The 21,657-nt window shown below is 33.3% G+C and carries 20 protein-coding genes; 5 read left to right on the forward strand and 15 right to left on the reverse strand.

The window, feature by feature from the left end; translation table 11 throughout:
- From MODO_RS02710 to flxA, 15 genes are read right to left on the reverse strand one after another with little or no spacing between them, the layout of a single operon-like run.
- Window positions 1–447 (reverse strand): acyl-CoA thioesterase, encoded by a 447-nt coding sequence (locus MODO_RS02710; RefSeq protein WP_006257923.1) that lies wholly within the window; start codon window positions 445–447, stop codon window positions 1–3.
- Window positions 422–1,687: an ABC transporter permease gene (locus MODO_RS02715; RefSeq protein WP_016361600.1), complete on the reverse strand. Its 1,266-nt coding sequence runs from the start codon at window positions 1,685–1,687 to the stop codon at window positions 422–424. The genes MODO_RS02710 and MODO_RS02715 overlap by 26 nt, the downstream gene beginning before the upstream one ends.
- A gap of 7 nt (window positions 1,688–1,694) precedes the next feature.
- Complete coding sequence (locus MODO_RS02720) at window positions 1,695–2,447, reverse strand: ABC transporter ATP-binding protein (protein ID WP_006257921.1); 753 nt, start codon at window positions 2,445–2,447, stop codon at window positions 1,695–1,697.
- Window positions 2,447–3,442, reverse strand: coding sequence for a BtrH-related acyltransferase DarH (darH, locus tag MODO_RS02725; protein ID WP_006257920.1), 996 nt, complete (start codon window positions 3,440–3,442; stop codon window positions 2,447–2,449). Before darH ends, MODO_RS02720 begins: the two co-directional genes overlap by 1 nt.
- A gap of 3 nt (window positions 3,443–3,445) precedes the next feature.
- Window positions 3,446–3,853: a flexirubin biosynthesis protein DarG gene (gene DarG, locus MODO_RS02730; protein ID WP_006257919.1), complete on the reverse strand. Its 408-nt coding sequence runs from the start codon at window positions 3,851–3,853 to the stop codon at window positions 3,446–3,448.
- Window positions 3,854–3,856: 3 nt separating this feature from the next.
- A complete protein-coding gene (locus MODO_RS02735; protein ID WP_006257918.1) occupies window positions 3,857–4,315 on the reverse strand; it encodes a hotdog family protein in 459 nt (152 codons plus the stop codon).
- Window positions 4,316–4,756 carry a hotdog family protein gene (locus tag MODO_RS02740; protein WP_006257917.1) on the reverse strand — a complete coding sequence of 147 codons (441 nt, stop codon included), beginning with the start codon at window positions 4,754–4,756 and terminating at the stop codon, window positions 4,316–4,318.
- The gene (darB, locus tag MODO_RS02745; protein ID WP_006257916.1) at window positions 4,757–5,890 is read right to left on the reverse strand and encodes a dialkylresorcinol biosynthesis protein DarB; all 1,134 of its coding nucleotides are present in this window, start codon (window positions 5,888–5,890) and stop codon (window positions 4,757–4,759) included.
- A gap of 8 nt (window positions 5,891–5,898) precedes the next feature.
- Window positions 5,899–6,804: a flavodoxin gene (locus MODO_RS02750; protein WP_006257915.1), complete on the reverse strand. Its 906-nt coding sequence runs from the start codon at window positions 6,802–6,804 to the stop codon at window positions 5,899–5,901.
- Window positions 6,804–7,688, reverse strand: a complete 885-nt coding sequence (locus MODO_RS02755) for a lysophospholipid acyltransferase family protein (RefSeq protein WP_006257914.1) — start codon at window positions 7,686–7,688, stop codon at window positions 6,804–6,806. Before MODO_RS02755 ends, MODO_RS02750 begins: the two co-directional genes overlap by 1 nt.
- Before the next feature lie 5 nt (window positions 7,689–7,693).
- The gene (locus MODO_RS02760; RefSeq protein ID WP_006257913.1) at window positions 7,694–7,942 is read right to left on the reverse strand and encodes a phosphopantetheine-binding protein; all 249 of its coding nucleotides are present in this window, start codon (window positions 7,940–7,942) and stop codon (window positions 7,694–7,696) included.
- 8 nt (window positions 7,943–7,950) lie between these two features.
- Window positions 7,951–9,171, reverse strand: a complete 1,221-nt coding sequence (locus MODO_RS02765; RefSeq protein ID WP_006257912.1) for a beta-ketoacyl-[acyl-carrier-protein] synthase family protein — start codon at window positions 9,169–9,171, stop codon at window positions 7,951–7,953.
- A 3-nt stretch (window positions 9,172–9,174) separates the two neighbouring features.
- Window positions 9,175–9,906, reverse strand: coding sequence for a flexirubin biosynthesis SDR family reductase FlxB (gene flxB, locus MODO_RS02770; RefSeq protein ID WP_006257911.1), 732 nt, complete (start codon window positions 9,904–9,906; stop codon window positions 9,175–9,177).
- A 14-nt stretch (window positions 9,907–9,920) separates the two neighbouring features.
- A complete protein-coding gene (locus MODO_RS02775; RefSeq protein ID WP_006257910.1) occupies window positions 9,921–11,030 on the reverse strand; it encodes a WG repeat-containing protein in 1,110 nt (369 codons plus the stop codon).
- A gap of 9 nt (window positions 11,031–11,039) precedes the next feature.
- On the reverse strand, window positions 11,040–12,557 hold the full coding sequence (gene flxA, locus MODO_RS02780) for a flexirubin biosynthesis tyrosine ammonia-lyase FlxA (protein ID WP_006257909.1): 1,518 nt from the start codon (window positions 12,555–12,557) through the stop codon (window positions 11,040–11,042).
- Window positions 12,558–12,673: 116 nt separating this feature from the next.
- On the opposite strand from flxA, the gene MODO_RS02785 reads away from it, so the two are divergent.
- From MODO_RS02785 to MODO_RS02805, 5 genes are all read left to right on the forward strand, one after another.
- Complete coding sequence (locus MODO_RS02785) at window positions 12,674–13,924, forward strand: NAD(P)/FAD-dependent oxidoreductase (protein ID WP_006257908.1); 1,251 nt, start codon at window positions 12,674–12,676, stop codon at window positions 13,922–13,924.
- A gap of 2,764 nt (window positions 13,925–16,688) precedes the next feature.
- Window positions 16,689–17,108: an rRNA maturation RNase YbeY gene (gene ybeY, locus MODO_RS02790; RefSeq protein WP_006257906.1), complete on the forward strand. Its 420-nt coding sequence runs from the start codon at window positions 16,689–16,691 to the stop codon at window positions 17,106–17,108.
- A gap of 42 nt (window positions 17,109–17,150) precedes the next feature.
- A complete protein-coding gene (gene mnmG, locus MODO_RS02795; protein ID WP_006257905.1) occupies window positions 17,151–19,028 on the forward strand; it encodes a tRNA uridine-5-carboxymethylaminomethyl(34) synthesis enzyme MnmG in 1,878 nt (625 codons plus the stop codon).
- Between the two features lie 888 nt (window positions 19,029–19,916).
- On the forward strand, window positions 19,917–20,765 hold the full coding sequence (locus tag MODO_RS02800) for a class I SAM-dependent methyltransferase (protein WP_006257904.1): 849 nt from the start codon (window positions 19,917–19,919) through the stop codon (window positions 20,763–20,765).
- Between the two features lie 268 nt (window positions 20,766–21,033).
- Entirely contained in the window at window positions 21,034–21,624 is a 591-nt protein-coding gene (locus tag MODO_RS02805) for an OmpH/Skp family outer membrane protein (RefSeq protein ID WP_006257903.1), read from the forward strand.
- Window positions 21,625–21,657 lie beyond the last annotated feature (33 nt).

Consider the following 21,657-nt stretch of genomic DNA (forward strand, 5'->3'; position numbering starts at 1 on the left):
TTACAACAAACCTACTGTTCTTTTCCACTCCTCATAAAAAGCAGGCAACTGCAAAGACAAGTTCCCTTCTTTATCTAAAAATACCTGTACGGTTTCGCCTGTACAGACTATTTCATCCTTCTGATTAAATATCTTAAATCTGAATATAATCTTAGCCGCCTGTGTATTGATATAACTCGTTTCTATACGCAATACATCCCCATACTTTACTGTTAGCTTATGTGAACAAGATGAAGATACAATAGGTGTCACATACCCATTATCAATAGCGTCTAAGTACGATATCTTATACTTGCGACCGAATGCTTCTCGACCATCCTCAAAATAGGTTAGATAGTTTCCATGCCACACAATACCTAAAGCATCCGTCTCATTAAAACGAACCCTTACTTCTGTTATCTCCACTAACGGAGATACTTCGTTATAAAGATCTTTTTTTCTTATCATAAAACAGAGCAATTAAAAGTATTAATAATGAGAACAAAAGTAGCAAAATAATCATATAGCGTGCTTGCCATAAGCCTCCATCCCTTAGTAGGATAGTATAGTACCCTTCTAATGCCCAATTCATAGGTGAGGCACTAGCGATATACTGCATAAAACTTGGCATCGCAAATGTAGGTACCCATACACCACTCACTGCTGCAAGTATAACTACAAACGTAGCTCCAAAAGGAGAGGACTGCTCTTGTGTCTTAGCTATTGTCCCTAACAATACACCTAGGGACACTGCAGCTAATCCTGAAAACAGTGTAACAATAGTAAGTCCAAATAGAGTATTACTAAACTCAAATGAAGCTAAACCTATCATTGGGAAGAGATACTTTCCTACTAAAATGATGAGGTAAAACTGCAATAAACATATCGTTAAATAAGTAAATACCTTCCCCCCTAAAGTAATCATAGACGAGGTAGGCATTGTATATAATCTAATATTTGTTCCTTGATTTTTTTCTTTGACAATATTCATCGCTAAGGGTACGATGATAAAGAAAATAGCAAATAGACTCCATGCAGGTACATTGTGTTGTACTGCATTTGGGATTTTATTAAACTCCTCATCTTTAGGCGCTATCTCTTTGAAGCTAATTAAGCTCTCCTGAGCGAATAATTCTTGTGGTTCTGAACTCTCGCTCAACTGAGTTGCAAAAGCACTGTATATCGTCTTATTCTCTATCGTAGCAACTATCTTATCTATTGCTCCTTTAATCCCTTCCTTAAAAGAAGTCTGTAGAGCAGGGTCAAAGTATAATTTAACTTCCTTCGGTGTGAATGTCTCTTGCGTACTAAGCGAATCTCCATCCATAAAGTGTGCGACTACACGATTAACATTACTATCTATGCGTTCTGTTAAACTACTACTTAGATGCTCAGGAATTACGATAGCCAACTGATATTGCCCTTTAAGTACAGCTTCTCTTGCTCCTTGTTCTGTCAAAGGGCTATTGTTCATCTCACTAATAAACTCAAATGTACCAGACTGTTTTACTTCAGTGATTAGCTTATTAGATATCTCGCCTTTATCATTATCAACCAATAGAATTTCCATCTTTTGGTTAGTGATGTTCTCATAGGTGTTATTCTGAATTAAGGTAACTGTAATTACTAAAAATACAGGCATCACAAAGAGTATTGCCAATCCACCAAAGTCGCGAATCAACAACAAGAATTCCTTGCGTATGGTCATCCACAGTTTATACATCATCTCTTAAATTCGTTCCTGTTAGAGATAAAAAAGCTTGCTCTAAAGTCTCTGTATTGGTTTGTTCTTTTAATTCTTCACTGGTACCTAGTGCATAGATAGTTCCCTTGTCAATAATAGCAATCTCTGTACACAATTCTTCTACCTCAGCCAGGTGATGTGAAGTATATAATATTGTCGTTCCTCCTTGGTGCAATTGCTTTAAGAAGTCAACAATAACGAGTCTTGATTGTAAGTCTACACCTACTGTTGGTTCATCCAAAAACAAGATACTCGGTTTATGCAATATTCCTGCTATTAGATTAACACGTCGCTTCATTCCACCAGAGAATGTATCAACTCTTTTGTGTTTAAAAGCTTCTAGTCCTAAATAATCAAAGTAGTAATTAATTCTTTCTTTGAGTGCCTTCCCTTTAAGTCCGTACATACTCCCCAAGAAACACAAGTTCTCGTAAGCAGTGAGGGTAGGGTATAAGGCATACTCCTGAGGGACTACACCTATCTGTTGTTTGATAATACTAGCATGTGTACGATATGACAATTCATTAACTAGTAACTTACCTGATGTAGGTTTAATCAAACCACATAACATAGATATCAATGTGGTCTTCCCAGCACCATTAGGCCCTAAGAAACCAAAGAATGTTCCTTTATCAATACAAAGTGTCAAGTCCTTTACAGAAAAGAACTCACTCCCTTCATATTTCTTATAGAGGCATTCGATATCTATTATCTTCTGTTGCATTATATTGCTTTTTTCAATTTTTTAAAGAATTGTTCTTCTCTATCTGCTAAACTTAATAGTTCTTTAGATAGCGCGATATATACATCATCTCCATTCTTTCTCTTCTTGTATACCCGAGCAGCATTAACTGCAAAGTCACGCCAACTATCACCGATAGCAGTCATCTCTTGAGACAATTCTATTAATCTAGTATTGCTTATTTTGTTCCCTGCTTCTTGTAAAAAGGCAGCATAGATAAATCTAAAACCTCCTCCTCCAGTACCAATTTCTTCTTGCATACGCACCATTTGCGCTAAGTAATGATTTGCTTTAGCTCCACCGACCTTCTTAGGCCACTTCACAATAGCTCTTGCTACCATACGCATTCCCTTTACACCAACAATAGGTACAGGAGCAAGCATATCTGTACAAGTCTTTCTGATCGCTTTTTTGATTGCTTTTTCCCAATCTATGGATTGAGGTATTTCTATAGGATAATAGATTTGTCCTTTAGGAGCAAAAGCCCCTTGTGCAAAACGTACACGCTCTAACTCTTGTGGAGTTAACACTGTCGTACTTTCCATCACAGGGTCACTTACTAAGAACCTTTCATCCTCTTTGCCATAAACAACTAAGTTATGTGCATTAAAATGGAATCTATATTCATCAGGAAAATAAGGTAAGTGATATACACCTACTTGTAATCCACATGGAATCCCTTCTGTTATCTTTTGTTCTAAGACTTGTTGTGCCTTAGCTTTATTAGAAAACTTAATACGCTTTACCTTTAGCCCTAATCGCTTTGCCAAACGATTAAAGATTAGCCCTGGTAAAGGGCGATAACTAATTGCAGGTGCATGATTTACTTTGATAAAAGGTAAATACACATAAAACAGACCAGAACCTAAACCAAAAGCCATTGGTTCGCTAATCTTTATCCCTTGATTAGTTAACAAATTTGAAGCAACACCGTTTTCACAGTGTGCTGATTGATGATGTATAAAATCTACAGTCATAACTTATTCCTTTCCCTTAAATGCTTTTAATTCAGCTACTGTGATACCAAAAGCATCTGCATATCTCTGTAATATCGTATTGCTTAATTTATTAAACACAGTTGGTTTAAAATGTCTTTTGACTCTCCACTTCCACATTGATACATAAGCACATAATGTTTGCATATCCATTCTATTCACTTCCATGTAGTACACAATAGGACTGTAAACACCATCTATCACTTGATGTCTCGCTTCATTCACTCTTTCTTCTATTTGAGACAGGGTAGCTTCTTGTACTATTGTTTTAGTTTCCCAACCTGAGCTTAATGCTGTCACATATTCTCCATCATCATTCACAGCATAGCACAGCTCCTTAATATCATTTTCTTTTAGACTACTCTTGTCTTGTGGTACATCAGACTCTTTCATAAGCTATTGTTTTTGTAGAAATAGATTGAGTTCAGCACTCATAATCTCATCCTCTCCTAATAAAGTACTAACCTGCATCACACAGATGACAGTATCTCCTCCATCTATTTTAGAAACCAAAGATCCCTTAGTAATAATCATTTCTCCGACCTTAGGTAGTTTATCTATCTTCACTTTTTTTATCGAACTAATAAAGCCTAGTACACTGACGTTCTCTCTTTCATTATCATTCTCATCAAAGAAAAATGACTGACCAACTATAGCAGCGCAAGTCTGAGCTGCATTCTCTATTAGTGCTACCTCTTGGAGTTCTCCTTTAGTGACGAATAAGTTATCTTCCTTTATTAAAAAAGTAGTACTTACCGTTTTACTCCCTATTTCACTAATGATATCTACCATAAGCATCGGTTCGCGATGAGGTAGATAATTTTGAATACTTACAGATCGAGTAGAACGTCCCATCTATTCTTCTTTAGCTAATACAGTCTTCATCGAACCTGAAGCAATTACTACTCCTTCACAATACGTAACTAATTCTACTAAGGTCACTCCCATAAATTCTTGTAGAATATCAACCTTTGTATATATTGTATCACCTACTTTAGGTAAGTTATGTATATCTATCTTCTTGATAGACCCAATATAGCCAACTGGTGCAGGCTCATTACGCAAATGAAACTGATACCCTGTATGCAGTGCTACAGACTGAGCCATATGTTCAATTATTCCTACCTCTCTCAGCACATCGCTATTTACACACAGATTATGTTCATCTATTGTTAGTCCAGCAGTTATACTAGTCTCAGTATATTCATACAAAGCATCTACCATAACTATTGGTTCACGTTGAGGTATCAACTGTTTGACTAAGTTGCGATCTATTATATCTACTAATTTATCCATCTATACCACTTTTAGATAAGCATATGCATAAGAGAATCTTCCACTCTCTGGAACGGACAACATAATGCGATCACCTGATTTTAATTTACCTGAATTCATCAGTTCTTCTAACATTAGATAAATCGAAGCTGACCCAACGTTACCAACACGCTTAAGGTTCATAAACCATTTGTCTTTTGTTATTTCTATACCTGCTTCAACAAATTTAGTATATAAATTATCTACAAAATAATGTGATGACACATGTGGCAAAAAATAGTCTATTTCGCCTGTTTTGACATCATATTTTTCCATTGCACGTTTCATACTATCCACACCTCTTTCCAATATATTGTCATTTAGTATCTTCACATCTTGTTTTAAAGAGAATACAGATTCAGTCAACCATTCACTAGAAGAATAATCACTCCAAGGTTTGATAGAACCATCTTCTTGTTTATCTCCTCCAGCATACATACACGCTTCTAATTCATAAGCGTATGAGTAAGCATCCATCCACAATACTTCTAGAGAAGTAGTATCTCTAGGCTTATCCTCTAATAATAAAGCTGCCGCTCCATCAGATAACATCCAGCGCAAAAAGTCTTTTTTAAATGCGATAATAGGAGTCTGTTCCAGTTCCTTTAGATTGTCTATCTCAGCTTCAAAGCGGTCTGCTTTCATCCATGAAGACACACGTTCAGATCCTGTACAAACAGCATTCTTAGAATTACCAGACTTCACTGACATATAACCAAATTTCAATGCACTCATCCCAGAACAACACACCCCAGAAGCAGAGTTTAGTTCTACTGATTTTGTTTTCATTAGACCATGTACCATAGCTGCATGAGAAGGCAACAAATGATCAGGTGTAGAAGTACCACATGACAATACCTCAATATCCCTTAAGGTAAATTGATTATCACATAATCCTTTTATTGATTCAAATGTCAAATCACTATTGTTATGTGTTACATAGCCATTACTATCAATAGCATAATAACGTTGTTCAATTCCATTGTTACGCAATACAATACGTCTCGCTTTTGATTCTTTATTGTCTATCTTACCTAATTTGGCTTCCATCTGATCATTATCAACAGCTTCATTAGGCAAAAACTTTGCACTTTTTGTTATATATACTTTATTCATAATAGTAACTAATCTATTCCTTGAAAATACTTTTCGTCCTTTTTTATCTTCCAATATTTCAATGGATATAACAAGAGGTGAATCATATGCACGATAGGTGAAATCAACCATATCGCGATAAATAAATAATAATTAAATATCTTTAATAATGTCTTTCTATTTTTACTCTTATAGATTAACGCTGACCATACCTTAAATATTCTATTGGCTTTCTTATCCATAGATACTAAAAAATGCCTAACTTCTACAGCCCCTATATTTACTAGCTCTGTCTGCATACCTTGATAATTTTCTTTAAAAAGATAATTTTTTATAACCGTTCCAAAACGGTTGCTATTCATTATCTCTTCATTTGATATACCTGGTTTAGGCAAAAAGCCCCAGACTCTGCGTTGCTTACCACTAAACATCCAATCGACAATCGTAATAACACTTACCAAATTAATATGTCTATCTACAAGTGCTATATTACCAACCAACTGTCCATTGACATCCTTCAATAGTTTTTTCATCTTTTCTTGTGCCATAACCCACATATTACGGCTACCACTCACTGTCACTACAGGAGTATTAGCAAAAATATGCTGTGCATATTCACTCTTTAAAAATGAATTAATCGGAATAGATGGGGAGAGATACCACACTTGATACCCTAATATGATTAAATCATACTTAGTGTTTAATATTTCATCAACAGGAGCAATTACAGGTTGTGCTATCTGTCTAAAAGATTCTGGAAAAACATTAAAGAAATCTTCTTTGTTCCAAGGAAATAAAAAGTCTTGTTCTAACTGTATTTTACAATACGTAATTTCTACATTATCATCTAACTGAATAGGCTCAGTAAGTCTGTCTAAGACACGCTTAAGCTGTCCTGACTGAGAATAATATAAAACAAGTACTTTTTTTTTCATTATTTCTTACTATCTGTATCCCAAAAATCATAGTAATTAAACCACTGTAATGGATACTTCTTTACAATCTGAGTAACACTGTCACAATATGATTTTAATAGATGCTGCGCATCTCTATGTTTTACCTCTGCACGTCTAGTGTACAAATGGTAGTGTAAATTAGCTTCCTTCATCACATATACATACGCAACAGGTACCTTCATACGAGAAGCTATACTAAATGGACCAGCTGGAAATACAGCTTGTTCACCTAAGAATTCCTCTGTCAAGACCTTTGTCCCTGGAAAATATCTATCTCCAGTAAAACAAATAATCTCGTTATTAGACAAACAATTATTAATCTCAAAAATGTGAGACATATCATCTTTGACAATAATAAAATTAAGGTTTGTCTTAATAGATATACTCTCAAAATACTCTTTGATAAATGAGTGCTCTCTATCCGTTGTTACCAAATTTATTTGACATTCAAAATCTATATCTGCAAAGAAATATTCTGCAACCTCAAAATTCCCCACATGAGCACTAATCAGAATTGCCCCTTTTTTTTCTTCTAATAATTGCTTTAATATTTCTATGCCATCAAATTCGTAAGTAAAACGGTTGCGTAAACCTAAAGAGATAGCTGTTTTATCAATAAGTACCTGTCCAAATCTAAAATAACTCATATACATCATCATTACAGATTTCACTATTGAATATCTATGCCTATGATGTAAATAATAGTATAATGACTTATTTGACTTCCATGCTGTTATTAAATAATAAAAAGCTACAAATACTAGAACACTATAAGCTGTTCTAATACCGAGCTTCTTTATACAAAAAACAAATATTCTATATCCTAAAAGTGTCCCTTTAGATTTACCTTGCCATTGTGTCATTTTAATTACTTAGCTGCAACTTTTGTTTCTATAAGTGTATAAAAATCTTGAAATGTTACAATATTTGCAAAATCAGCTTCTACTAACTTTACCCCAAAATTTGACTCTATTAACACAACTAAGTCTACGTAATCTAAACTATCTAAATCAAGACTTTCTTTCAAGTTATTATCATTTGCAATAACATCCTCATCTACTTCAAATTCTTCTATTAAAATTTGATTAATCTTTTCTAAAATCTCTTCGTGATTCATTTCTTACTTTATATTTTTTTAACTACTAATGCTGAATTTGTTCCACCAAATCCAAAAGAATTAGACAAATATATATCAAATTTTTTATCTAAAGTTTGGTTAATTATATTTAATCTACTCGAGTCTTCATCTGGATTTTTAAAATTCAGGTTAGGAGCAATAAAATCGTTATTCATCATTAACGTAGAATACACAATTTCTGAAGCACCTGCCATCCAACATTCATGTCCTGTAAGAGACTTTGTAGAACTCACAGCAGGAGAATATCCTTTAAATACTTCATGGATTGCTTTAGCCTCATTAGCATCTCCTAGTGGAGTAGAAGTAGCATGTGCATTCACATATCCTATTTCATCTATAGCAACTCCTGATTGTACTATAGCTCTATGCATAGCTGTAGCTGGTCCTTCTACGTTAGGTGTAGAAATATGACCTCCATTAGAAGAAAAGCTATATCCCATAACCTCTCCTAGAATAGTAGCTCCTCGCTTCATAGCTGATTCATAACTTTCTAAAATTACTGTCGCACCACCACCACTAGGTACCAAACCATTACGACTACTATCAAATGGTCTAGAAGCCTTATCTGGTGCTACTCCTTCTTCTGCAAACACTCCTAATCCATCAAAACTAGCCATAGCATAAGGGTTAATCTCCTGTGCACCTCCACATATAACGATGTCTTGTAGCCCTCCTTTGATCATTAAGTATCCTAAACCAATAGCATGTGATCCACTAGCACATGCTGCACTAATAGTCATGTTAATACCTTTTAGTTTAAAGATAGTTGATAGATTCATTGTCACTGTAGAATTCATAGATTTGAATATAGCGCCAGAACCTATTAAGGCAGTATCTTTCTTCTCTCTAAAAATATCTGTTGCTTCTATAACAGCCCTAGATACACTGTCATTTCCATAAAGAATACCTACCTCATTCTGCTCTAAATACGCATCTGTAATACCTGCATTCTTCAGTGCTTCCACTGTAGCTACATAAGCATACTCTGTCTCTTCTCCAATAGAAATACGCTGTCTCCTACTCAATTCATTCTTAAGATCTGGACGAGGCACCATACCTGTATAGGCAGATCTAAATCCCTTATTATGACGCTCCTGATCATAAATAATACCTGACTTACCTGTATACAATGATTGCTTTACTTCATCTAAGTTTAATCCTAGACAAGAGTAAATTCCCATACCTGTAATTACTACTCTATTATCCATATACTAAGAATATATACCTCCATTAATATTAATCACTTCTCCTGTGATATAACCTGCCTTATCAGAAGCTAAAAAACCTACTAAATCAGCTACTTCCTCTGCTTTTCCGAAGCGATTAGCAGGAATCATCTTCACTAATTCCTTTTGATCTAATTCAGCAGTCATATCAGACTCTATAAACCCAGGTGCCACAGCATTCACAGTTATATTTCTCTTTGCTACCTCTTGTGCTAATGCTTTAGTAGCTCCTATCACACCAGCCTTAGCAGCAGAGTAGTTTGTCTGTCCTGCTGTACCTTTTACACCTGATACAGATACAATATTAATTACACGGCCATATCTATTGCGCAACATCTTTTGCATAAAGAATTGCGTTACATTATAGAATCCATTTAAACTTGTTTGCAGTACTTTATTCCAATCTTCTAAAGGCATCCACATAAATAGACCATCACTAGTAATCCCCGCATTATTAACAATAACTTCTATTACAGCTGCAGGATTAGCCTCTACCCATTGTGTTAATACACTAACTACATTCTCATGATTACTAACATCAAACTTAATAATCTCTCCTGTTGATCCTAATTTATTTACTTCAGCTAAGGTCTCTAATGCCTTTTCTTCATTAGACTGATAATTAATTAATATATGATACTTTTTATCTGCTGCTAGACGCAAACATATTGCTCTACCTATTCCTCTTGATCCACCTGTAACTATAGCAGTTTTCATACTTTTAATAACTTTTATTTACTAAATAATTCTAAGTTGTCATACCATTTATTGCCTAACAACTCTCCTTGGGTATTGATATAGCCCCATTTACCCTTATATTTTACACGAGCTAGTCCATTAATAAATCCACTACCTCTCTTTCGATAAACATAGTTTCTAGCATTTATCTCATATTTAAAAGGGATTAACTCTTTACCCTCTTTATCTATAAAGCCCCACTTTTTATTGTAGCGAGCAGCAGCTAATCCTTCTGTTCCAAAAGCTAATACATAATCATACTTAAATGGTATTACTACCTCATTTTTAGTATTAACATAGCCCCATTCACCATTTACTCTAGCAGAGATTAATCCTTCAGATAATTCCCCCATGTTTTCATACATAAATGGGATAACCTCATGTCCGAGACTATTTATCATACCTACTAACTTTTCTTTTTTAGCAATGATATAATCCATATTCTCTATCGAAATAATCTTAGTTACTTCAGGTAATTCTATCTTCTGTTCATTGTTCCACAAATAAAATATCTCATTTTCTTTTACCCAAGTTATCCCATTGTGATATTCACCAACAGCATCATACATACACGATACTATAATATTACCTTTTGCATCGATTATACCCCATTTACCTTGAGATAATGCTTTAAAATATTCATCATTTAAATACATTATTTTCTCATAAGTAGGCGGTACTATGACTACTCCTTCCTGATTAATTAACCCTACTTTTTCTCCTGGTTTATAAAACGCTACTCCACCTTTAAAGTTATAAGTCTTTCCTAACGTTTTAAATGGTTGATTCTTCTTATCGATATAAAACCAATCTTTGTCATTCAACACCATCGCTATTCCATAATTAAAGTCTTTTACCTTATCATAAGAAGGCGATATAACCCATTCCCCTTTTTCATTAATAAACCCCCATTTATTTTTTTCAAAAACAGCAGCAAGTCCTTCATTAAAGCTTCTAGCTTCTTTAAACCTTGGTGGGATAACATGTACTCCCTTTTCATTAAGAAAACCTATCTTCCCCTTCTCCTTAAACAAGGCTAATCCTTGACTAAAACTACATATAGTAAGTAGTGATATACAGCATGTCAAAATAAACCTATTCATAGACAGATATTATTGTTTTAAATAATCTTTCACTTTTTGTAGATATGGATACATTACTACATCCTCAGCAAATGTTGGGATGATGTTACGTACTTCTTTATACCACTCTTGTGTTGGTAAAGATAAGTTATCTTTACAATTCAATGCATCTATTGCTTGAGCCAAAGTAATCATTTGAATAGATAATACTTCGAAGCTATTTTCTATCACCTTATCACATAATACAGCTGCATTAGTCCCCATACTTACGATATCCTGATTATCATTATTATTAGGAATACTGTGTACATACATAGAGGTAGATAATGTCTGACACTCTGCTGTAGTAGAAGTAGCAGTAAACTGTACTCCCTGCATCCCGAAGTTAAACCCAAGTTTACCCAGGTTTACGAATGGTGGTAACAGCTCATTAATCTTAGCATTCAAAAGATAGTTAAGTTGTCTCTCTGATAACATTGTCAATCTCGTCATCACTAACTTTAGTTTATCCATCTCTAACGAGACATAATCTCCGTGGAAGTTTCCTCCGTGATATACTTGTTTAGTCTCCATATCTACGATAGGATTATCATTAGCAGAGTTTATCTCGTTCTCTAATACTTTTTTTACCTCTTGTATGGTATCATACACAGGACCTAAGATCTGTGGTACACATCGGATAGAGTAGTACTCTTGTACTTTATCCTTGAAGATACTTTCTTGATTCTCTCCAGTATATAAATGTTCGGCTCTTTTTCGCGCCATTTTACTACTCACTAATGTATCTCGCATTGCCTTTGCGATATACTGTTGACCTTTGTGCTTTTTAGCTTGGTTAAGTTCTACAGAATAGTGGTCATCATACGCACTTACAAGCTCATTAATAGCACAAGACATCTTAATAGACCAATCTAATAATCTATTTGCATTTTGCCAATTCAGAATACCTATACCAGTCATAACAGAAGTACCATTCATAAGTGATATCCCTTCTCTAATGCGTATCTCTATTGGTTGTAGTCCTTCTAGTTCAAAGACTTCTTTTGTATCTCTTCTCTCTCCTTTATAGAATACTTCCCCTTCTCCAATTAATACTAATGCTAAATGCGCCAACTGTACCAAATCTCCACTAGCACCTACGCTACCATGAGCGAAAATCAATGGTGTAATATGACGATCTAATAACTCCTTCATCAAGGTAATAACAGTCAGGTTAACTCCTGAATATCCTAATGACAATGTATTCAAACGAGCTAATATAGCCGCTCTAACTTGTGCTACTGATAATGGTGTTCCGATACCTGAAGCATGACTTCTTATTAAATTATACTGTAGCTGAATACATTCCTCCTCTTGTATTCTATATTGAGCCATAGGGCCAAAACCAGTATTCACGCCATAGATTACTTTATTCTTTGAATAATCAAGTAAAAACGAGAAACTATTCTCTACACGTGTTACTAACTCTTTAGATAAAACTATTTCATTTTTATCATTTAGTATAGTTATAAAATTTTCTAAGGTTAAGAAGTCTTTTAAGATATTCATTATAAGTCTATTAATATTTTTTAATTAAATGCTTTCAAGAATTGAATATTGTCAATAACTTTGATAGTCATAATTTTAAGGCAAATTTAATACTATTAACAAAATAACAATATAAAATGTTAATTGAAAATGTAGATGTTCTAGTTATCGGTGCTGGACCATCTGGTAGTGTAGCTGCAAGTTACCTTCACAAGATGGGTATTAGTGTGAAAGTAGTAGAGAAAACTAAGTTTCCTCGAATAGTTGTAGGAGAGAGCCTTATCCCCAGAGTGATGGATCACTTCGCAGAAGCAGATCTATTCCCTTCTCTAGACAGTATGGGGTTCCAAAAAAAACCTGGTGCTCGTTTTATACGTGGTAAGGAGATTTGTATTTTTGACTTTAGCGATAAGTTTTCAGAAGGATGGGACTGGACTTGGCAAATCCCTCGTGCTGATTTTGACTTGGCTATTGCTAACGAAATGATTAAAAAAGGGGTTGATCTTGAATTCGAATCTGAAGTAACCCATATAGAATTTAAAGGCACAGACTCTATCACTACAGTGATTGACAAAAACAAACAAGAAAAACAAATACATGCCAAATTCTTAATTGATGCTAGTGGTTATGGTCGTGTATTACCACGTTTACTCAAGTTAGATGCGGCTTCGAAACTGAGCCCACATTCTGCAATATTTAGCCATATCAGAGATGTGAGGAGACCGGAAGGAGTAGAGGGTACACAAATCTCTTTTGACATTCTAGAAACAAAAGTGTGGCTATGGGTAATTCCATTCTCAAATGGTAATACTAGTGTAGGTATCGTAGGCCCTACAGACTTCATAGAATCATTATCGAATAACAATTCGACTAAAGAAGCACTAGAAAAAGCAATCACATTATCTGATTTCTATATAAAACGCTTTGGTGATTTACCATTCGAATTCGATCCAATTAAATTAGCCAACTATTCTATCAGTGTACAAAAAATGTTTGATGATGGCTATGTATTGACTGGTAATAGTACAGAATTCTTAGATCCTGTATTCTCTTCAGGAGTGTGTTTTGCAACAGAATCTGGTATGTTAGCAGCCAAACTAGCTATAAGACAAATCAAAGGAGAAAAAGTAGATTGGCAAGCTGAATATAGCGACCACATGAATAAAGGTATAGATGTATTCACAACCTATATTCAAGAATGGTATACGGGTAATCTACAAGAACTATTCTTCCACCAACCCGAAAATCCAGATGTAAAAAGGAAGATATGCTCTGTACTAGCAGGGTATGTATGGGATGATCAAAACCCTTTCGTTAAGAAACACAACAGTGTAATACGCAATATGGCACACCTTATCAAAATGGAAAAGGAAAGCAAAAACGTTTAAAATAATAGATAAAAAATAGCCGCTCTGTACAGAGTGGCTATTTTTTTGTGCCTATATATAGGTACACTAGAATCATTATTATAATCATATTTGATCAAAATGCCCTCTAATGGAGTGAATAGCGCTAATTGGTCAAAATGACTCTAAATGAAGTATATAAATAGTTATAACTAACTAAAACATAATAATATACACATTATCTTTTTTATTTTGTTCGGATAGTGTTCGGTAGTACCCAGTATTTACTTGGGATAGGAGGTGTTTTACCGAATCGTACTAAATCTCTACCCGAACAATCTACTAACTAAATACACTACATTTTCATCTACTAGAATTTAAAAAATCAAGAATATTCTTAATCCTAAATAGGCAAAATAATACCTTATTTTAAGGTCAAAAAAATGCGTTTTTTACTCTCAAAAAACACATCAAAAACTAGATCAAAATACAGTACCGAAATCTCTAAAAAAAGAGCAAAAAATACAGCTATAAAAGCTTGCTTAAAACTCAAAATAGAGAGCATATTTCAATAAAAAAATTATCTATTCGATAAAGAAATAAGAGGTAAAAACAATACAAAAATCTTAAAAAGACACTTCATTCTACCCCCCGTCATGGCTAAAAAAACTCCTGTCCATACCTCAAAAATGAGTACGTAATCTCTCCAATCTTACCCCAAATTCCACTAACCAACTAACCCAAATAATAACCTCGGGACACTTAATTTTGAACTCAAAAATACAATCGAAACTCTGTTTACATCCTCAATTAGGGGTATAAAAGGTGCTAAAACTCAGATAGTAACTAAGTTTACTATATTTCCTAATGTATTATAATACAGCGATTTATCTTCATACACCCCATTGTTAATAAGAAACAGTATAACACTGATATTAAACAAAGTAAGAACTAACAATTTGTGTTGATAACTGTAAAAAGTTTGAAAAAAGTATTTTTTGTTTATTTCAAAAAAATTACAATACAGCTCATGCACACATATTTGCAAATTTATTTTCTAAAACATATTGTGTGGATATTAAGATCAAAAGTATAGGTTGTGAACAGTTTTACACACCCTCATTTATCTAAAAATAACTGTTGATAACGAAAAAGTCTCTTGTTAATAACCAATCTAAACTATTTGTTTTAAATGATTTGGGAATTAACAACCTGTTGATAAGTATTAATAATTGATTTTATAGAATTTATAGAGAAAAGTTATTGTACATATTAACAGACAATACTATACTATTAGTTTATTTTAAAATTTTAAAAAATCTATTTCTATATATTATAGTTGTTAATAACGTTGATAAGTGTTTTTGTTTTTCATATTTGGTGTTATGTATTGTTGAGTGTGAAATATTGAAATTATAAGGCGTTGTTTTTTAAAGGAGACTTTAGAAGGATGACGGTTAAAATTTTCGAAGCCTCTGAGGTTTGCTTATAAATTTTTGATAGGGTAGTAGGTCGCTATATGAAAAATATAGACGGTTGGTTTTTTTGAAAAGTAGAAATGTTCCACGAGGAACATTCCGAAACATCGCCTTGTATTTTGCGTATATTTTCTGACAGTGGAAGTGAGGTAAAATATCTAAATTATGAGAGGTTGTTTTTAGTAAAATTTGGCTCTGATTTTTTAGTGTTTTTTGTATCGTTTTTAAGACTGTTTCTTGCCTATTTTTTTGCTGTGATTTTTAGGTTCGATTAGAGGGATTATTTTAGAATTTTATTTCTCTATTTTTTATTAGCAGGATCATATTTTTTGACTGAGAAATTTAAGAGGTAGGTTGTTTTCATATTGTTTAAAATCTCTGGTGATGTAATCCGATTTATTGATCCAGGTGATATTTATATTTTTCTTTAAAAGAGAAAATCTTAGTCTTTTTTGATTTTGTGTTTTTTTCTCCTTGAGTCTTTATTGATGAAATGCTAATTGTTCCTCGTGGAACATTTTTGAAGGTTTTTATATTTTTCTTTTTTCATTGGATTGATTTTAGACTTTACTCATTTTTTCTCATTGGTTGAGAAAAATTTGTCAAGTAGTATTTTTTTGTTTTTGCTAGTTAATAAAAATGCTTCTAGATTTTGATATTTGAGCTTGAGATTATTTTTCTTCAAAATATGAGTTTGTGGGGAGTATATTTTTTAAGAGAATTAAATTTCGTTGTTTTTGGTACATTTTTTCAACGCGCTGAGAATCGCGTATATTTTTTTTTCTGACGATTGGTACGTTTTATCGAAAATATGGAAAGGAGAGATTTTGAGCTTTTTTATTATTTTAGTTTCCTCATTGTTCTTCTTTTTTATTTTGACCTTGGATAAAAAAAGTGAAGCGTTGAGATTGTCATATTTTGTTTTTTGTTTCAAGTGAAAAAAAATAGAGTAGTGGTAGTGTGTTGTTTTTGTATCACTAGATATTTTTTCTAATTGTTATAGATCTAAGTAGGTGTTTCGTTTTCTATTTGCGTAACTTTGGAACTTGATAAGTCTGTATATTTTATACAGATCTTTTTTTACAAGAAAACAACGCTGTATAATTTCGATATATTATTTTATTGAAGTGTTAGTATTAAATATCAAAAGCTAAGCGGGTTGTTTTAGAATGGAGAAGGCTTTTTAAGTCTATTTTTAGGCATTAAAGCCTAAAGGATTAACTATCTGTGTTTTTAGTTTGTAAAATTGATATTTTAAGGGCTTTTTAAGTCTATTTTTTATTTTTCCGTGTACCTTTGCAACAATTATTTTTTAATAGAGAAAAAGAATGATATTTTTTAACTATGAAACTGATTTTCAATTAGTTGATGAGACTAAATACGAAGATTGGATTGAAGAGATAGTGACTTCAGAAGGATTGATCCCTGGGGATATCAGTTATATATTTTGTGACGATGCTTACTTACATGAGATTAATGTTAAGTATTTAGATCATGATACTTTGACAGATATTATCAGTTTTGATTATTGTGAAGGAAAGATTGTCTCAGGTGACATCTTTTTATCTATAGAGAGAGTACGTGATAATGCTAAGGACTTTAATGTTGATTTTGACGTTGAGTTACTAAGAGTTATGTCTCATGGTGTCTTACATTATTGTGGTTATAAGGATAAATCTCCTGAGGATGAACGCTTAATGCGTAGTAAAGAAGAAGAGAAAATGACTATGTTCCACGTGGAACAATAGTGTTTTTTCAAGTATTTTAATTTAAATGTTTCACGTGGAACAATGAGTATATTCGCTGATAAATATGATGTAATAGTAGTAGGTGGTGGGCACGCTGGTTCAGAAGCTGCTGCTGCTGCTGCAAATATGGGTTCTAAAACTTTATTGATTACAATGAGTTTGCAGAACATCGCTCAGATGTCTTGTAATCCTGCAATGGGAGGTATCGCAAAAGGGCAAATCGTAAGAGAGATAGATGCATTAGGAGGTTACTCTGGTATTGTATCTGATAAGACTGCGATCCAGTTTAAGATGCTTAATAAGTCTAAAGGACCTGCTATGTGGTCTCCTCGAGTGCAGTCTGACCGTATGCGTTTCTCTGAGACTTGGAGGCTTATGTTAGAGGGAACACCTAACCTTGATTTTTATCAAGATATGGTGAAATCTTTGATTATTAAGAATCATAAGATTGAAGGTGTAGTAACTAATCTTGGGTTAGAAATAAAGGCTAAGACTGTTATCTTAACTAATGGTACCTTCTTAAATGGGCTTATCCACATCGGAGAAAAACAGTTCGGTGGTGGTAGAGCTGGAGAGGGGGCTGCTTATGGAATAACAGAAGACCTAGTGAAAGCTGGTTTTACTTCTGGCAGAATGAAAACAGGTACACCTCCTAGGGTAGATGGTCGATCATTAGACTATAGTAAGATGGAAGTACAAGGTGGAGATATTAACCCTTCTAAGTTTTCTTACCTAGATGTGACACAACCATTAGTTCAACAAAGAGACTGTTTTATGACGTATACTTCTCCTGAAGTACACGATTTATTAAGAGAAGGATTTGATCGTTCTCCGATGTTTACAGGTAGAATTAAGAGTATAGGACCACGTTATTGTCCATCTATAGAAGATAAGATTAACCGTTTTGCTGATAAAGATAGACACCAAATATTCGTAGAACCTGAGGGGTGGAATACTTGTGAGATCTATGTAAATGGATTCTCTACTTCACTACCAGAAGACGTACAGTTTAAAGCTCTTCGTTCGGTAGCTGGGTTTGAGAATGCTAAGATATTTAGACCTGGGTATGCTATCGAGTACGATTATTTTCCACCTACGCAGTTAAAGCATACGCTTGAAACTAAGCTTGTAGAAGGACTATATTTCGCTGGGCAAATCAATGGTACTACAGGTTATGAAGAGGCAGCTGCACAAGGGCTAATGGCTGGTATGAATGCTGCTTTAAAAGTAAGAGAAGAAGGAGAATTAATCCTTAGAAGAGATGAAGCATATATAGGTGTATTGATAGATGATTTGATCACGAAGGGGACAGAAGAGCCTTATAGAATGTTTACATCTCGTGCGGAATACCGTACTTTATTACGTCAAGATAATGCTGATTTTAGATTAACACCGAAGTCTTATGAACTAGGCTTAGCGTCTGAAGAACGTATGAGAAGAATGGAACATAAGCAGACTGAAGCAGAAAACTTCGTTCAATTCTTTAAAGAAACAAGTGTGAAAACAGAGGAGGCTAATCCTATTTTAGAAGAGAAAGGATCGTCTCTAATGAGTCAACCTGATAAGATGTTTAAGGTATTCTCTCGTCCACAAATCGAGTTAGAAGATATCCTTAAATTCGAAAAGGTAAAAACTTATATAGACGAGCATGATCTAGATCAGGAGATCATAGAGCAAGCTGAAATCCAAGTGAAATACTCAGGGTATATAGAGAAAGAAAAGAACAATGCTGATAAACTTAATAGGTTAGAGGATGTAAGAATCCCTGCTAATTTCGATTATGATAAGATAGTATCTCTATCGTTTGAGTCACGTGAGAAGCTTAAAAATATTAAGCCTATTACGATATCTCAAGCTTCTCGTATCAGTGGTGTAACGCCTACAGATATCTCTATCTTGTTAATCCATATGGGTAGATAAGCAGGTTTAGCAGGCTTGAAAAAATATAGAAGGCTGGTATGTTCCACGTGGAACATACCAGCCTTTTTTTATGGATGGAACTGTATAGAATAATATAGAAGTAGTGTAGTAGGTACATATATTAGAGCATAGAGTAGGTAGACGTATAGTGTATCATATGTAAAGTTCAGAGTACTTATTTTGGCGTTATTATTAGCGGTTAAGGATATGGTATCCTCTCTATAGTTATTGTGTTTTGTATTGTAAAGGATAGTCTAATACTCTTGAATTTTTACTTTATAAGAGGTATTGAGTAGATAGTATTTGATGCTTTAGTTTTTACTTTCTTTTAAAGGAGAGGATGAGTTTATACCTTAATACTATATTAGAAAGTACTCTTATCTATATGCTTATTTACTTTCATAGTGATTATATAATTTTACTACACAGTACTAATTTGAGTAGATAAAAGAAAGTAGAATATTCGTAAGAGTTTATATTTATGTATAGTTATCTGGGTTGTCTTCTATCATTTTTTATTTAGAGAATAGGGGATAATATTATGTAATGAGTTAGTACTTTATGGGGGTATTATGATTGGCTATTTTAAAGAAGAAAAATGAAGTTTAATGAAAGGAAGGAACGAAGCTTTCTAGTTATCTACTTTATATTTTTAGTTAGAGTAATTGTTTAGGTTATCTATTTTAGTTTAGTACTTTTTGTTTTTTAAGTGAATTTTTAAGGGTTGTTATTCGACGTTAAATAATAACTTTAAGTAACATTTTTAGACTTAGGTTTTCTCTCTTTTTATTTTAAAATTCCCCTTAACTAAGTCATTATTTTTTTGTGGTTTTAGAATCATACCCGATATATGTTGTTTATATTTGTGTGGCTTTTAAAACTTCATTGATGGAAATTAATGCAACTATTAAATATATAGAAGTAGAAGATCATTCTGTTTCTAAAGAGAAATTTGAACTTTATTTAGATGAGAAGTTTCAGTTATTAAAAACTGAACCAGTTCCTGATTTGGATAAATTAGATAGTTATTATGAAAGCCCTGAATACATTTCTCATACAGATAGTAAAAAGACTTTCTTCGATAAAGTATATCAAACGATCAAATCAAAAGCTATACAGAATAAGTACAAAATACTTGAAGATATTAAAAGTGATCAAGGTGTACTTTTAGACATAGGATGTGGAACAGGGGAGTTTCTATTAGAAGGGAAAAGTAGAGGTTGGTCTGTTTTGGGCTTTGAACCAAATAATGGAGCTCGACAATTAAGCTTAAATAAAGGAATCACCTTAGTAGATTCTCTAGATGATATAGAAGATCATTCTGTAGATGTTATTACGATGTGGCATGTGTTAGAACATATACCTGATTTAGATAAACAGATAATGATGCTTCAACGTATATTAAAAAAAGAAGGAACACTGATTGTCGCTGTACCTAATTATAATTCTTACGACGCTAAGTATTATGGTGAATATTGGGCAGCTTATGATGTACCTCGTCACCTTTGGCATTTTTCTCAAAAGTCAATTCCATTACTTTTTAATCTTTACCAATTTGAATTAGTAGAAACATATCCAATGTTGTTCGATAGTTTTTATGTTTCACTTTTATCTGAACAATATAAAACAGGAAAGAAGAATTGGTTTAAAGCTTTTCGTGTTGGATTAAAATCAAATATTGAAGCAAGAGCAAATTTAGAGTACTCTTCACTGATTTATTACTTAAAAAAGAACTAAGCTACTTTTTAGTAGGATAAGATGTTTTTTTAGCTCTTTAGAAGTACTATTTCTTATTTTAAAGCGATTTAAGCGAGTTTCTACTTAGTAGTGATGTCTTTGTATTCCTTTTTTGAGATAATAGTTATTTTAGTGGTTTAAAAAAGGTGTTATGTATTAGGTTTATCTATATAGTTGAATGTATTTGATAGATTTTTATTATATCTTAATTATTTTTATTTAACTGTAAAAAGTTTATTACATTTACAACAGGTTTAAAAAAGCGAAAATGAAAAAAACTATTTTAATGCTAGGTATAGCTGGATTATTATTTTCATGTAATAATAATGCAACTCCTGCTACTGAATTCAAAACTGCTTATGTAGATTCTGCTAAGTTGATGAAGGAGTATGAAGAGATGAAGGATATGGAATCAAAATATAAGATCCAATCTGAAGAAAAAGGAAAAAGCTTAGAAGCTGAAGTTGCTAAGTTCCAACAAGAGGTTCAAAACTTCCAAGCTAATGCTCGTCAAAAAGGACAAGCATGGGCTGAGCAAACTGCTGCTAACCTTCAAAGAAAAGAGCAAGAATTACAGTTTAAACAACAAACTTTAATGCAAGCTTTACAAAAAGAGAGCGGTGAGGAAATGGAAGCTGTAGTGAAAAAAGTAAAAGAACATATCGCTGAGTATGCTAAAAAGAATAACTTAGACTATGTATTCAATACTGAGGATGCATCTACTGTTATCTATAGTAAAGACGGTAATGATGTTACTGAAATCATGATCAAAGAATTAAATGCTAAATATAAAGGTAGTGCTACTCCTGCTAAATTAGAGGAAACAAAACCTGCAGAAAGCAAAGAAGATAAAAAGTAATATCTTTGAATTACTTTAGAGAAAGCCCTTGTT

Origin of the sequence: Myroides odoratimimus, from assembly GCF_001485415.1 — a bacterium.
Taxonomy (GTDB): Bacteria; Bacteroidota; Bacteroidia; order Flavobacteriales; family Flavobacteriaceae; genus Flavobacterium; species Flavobacterium odoratimimum.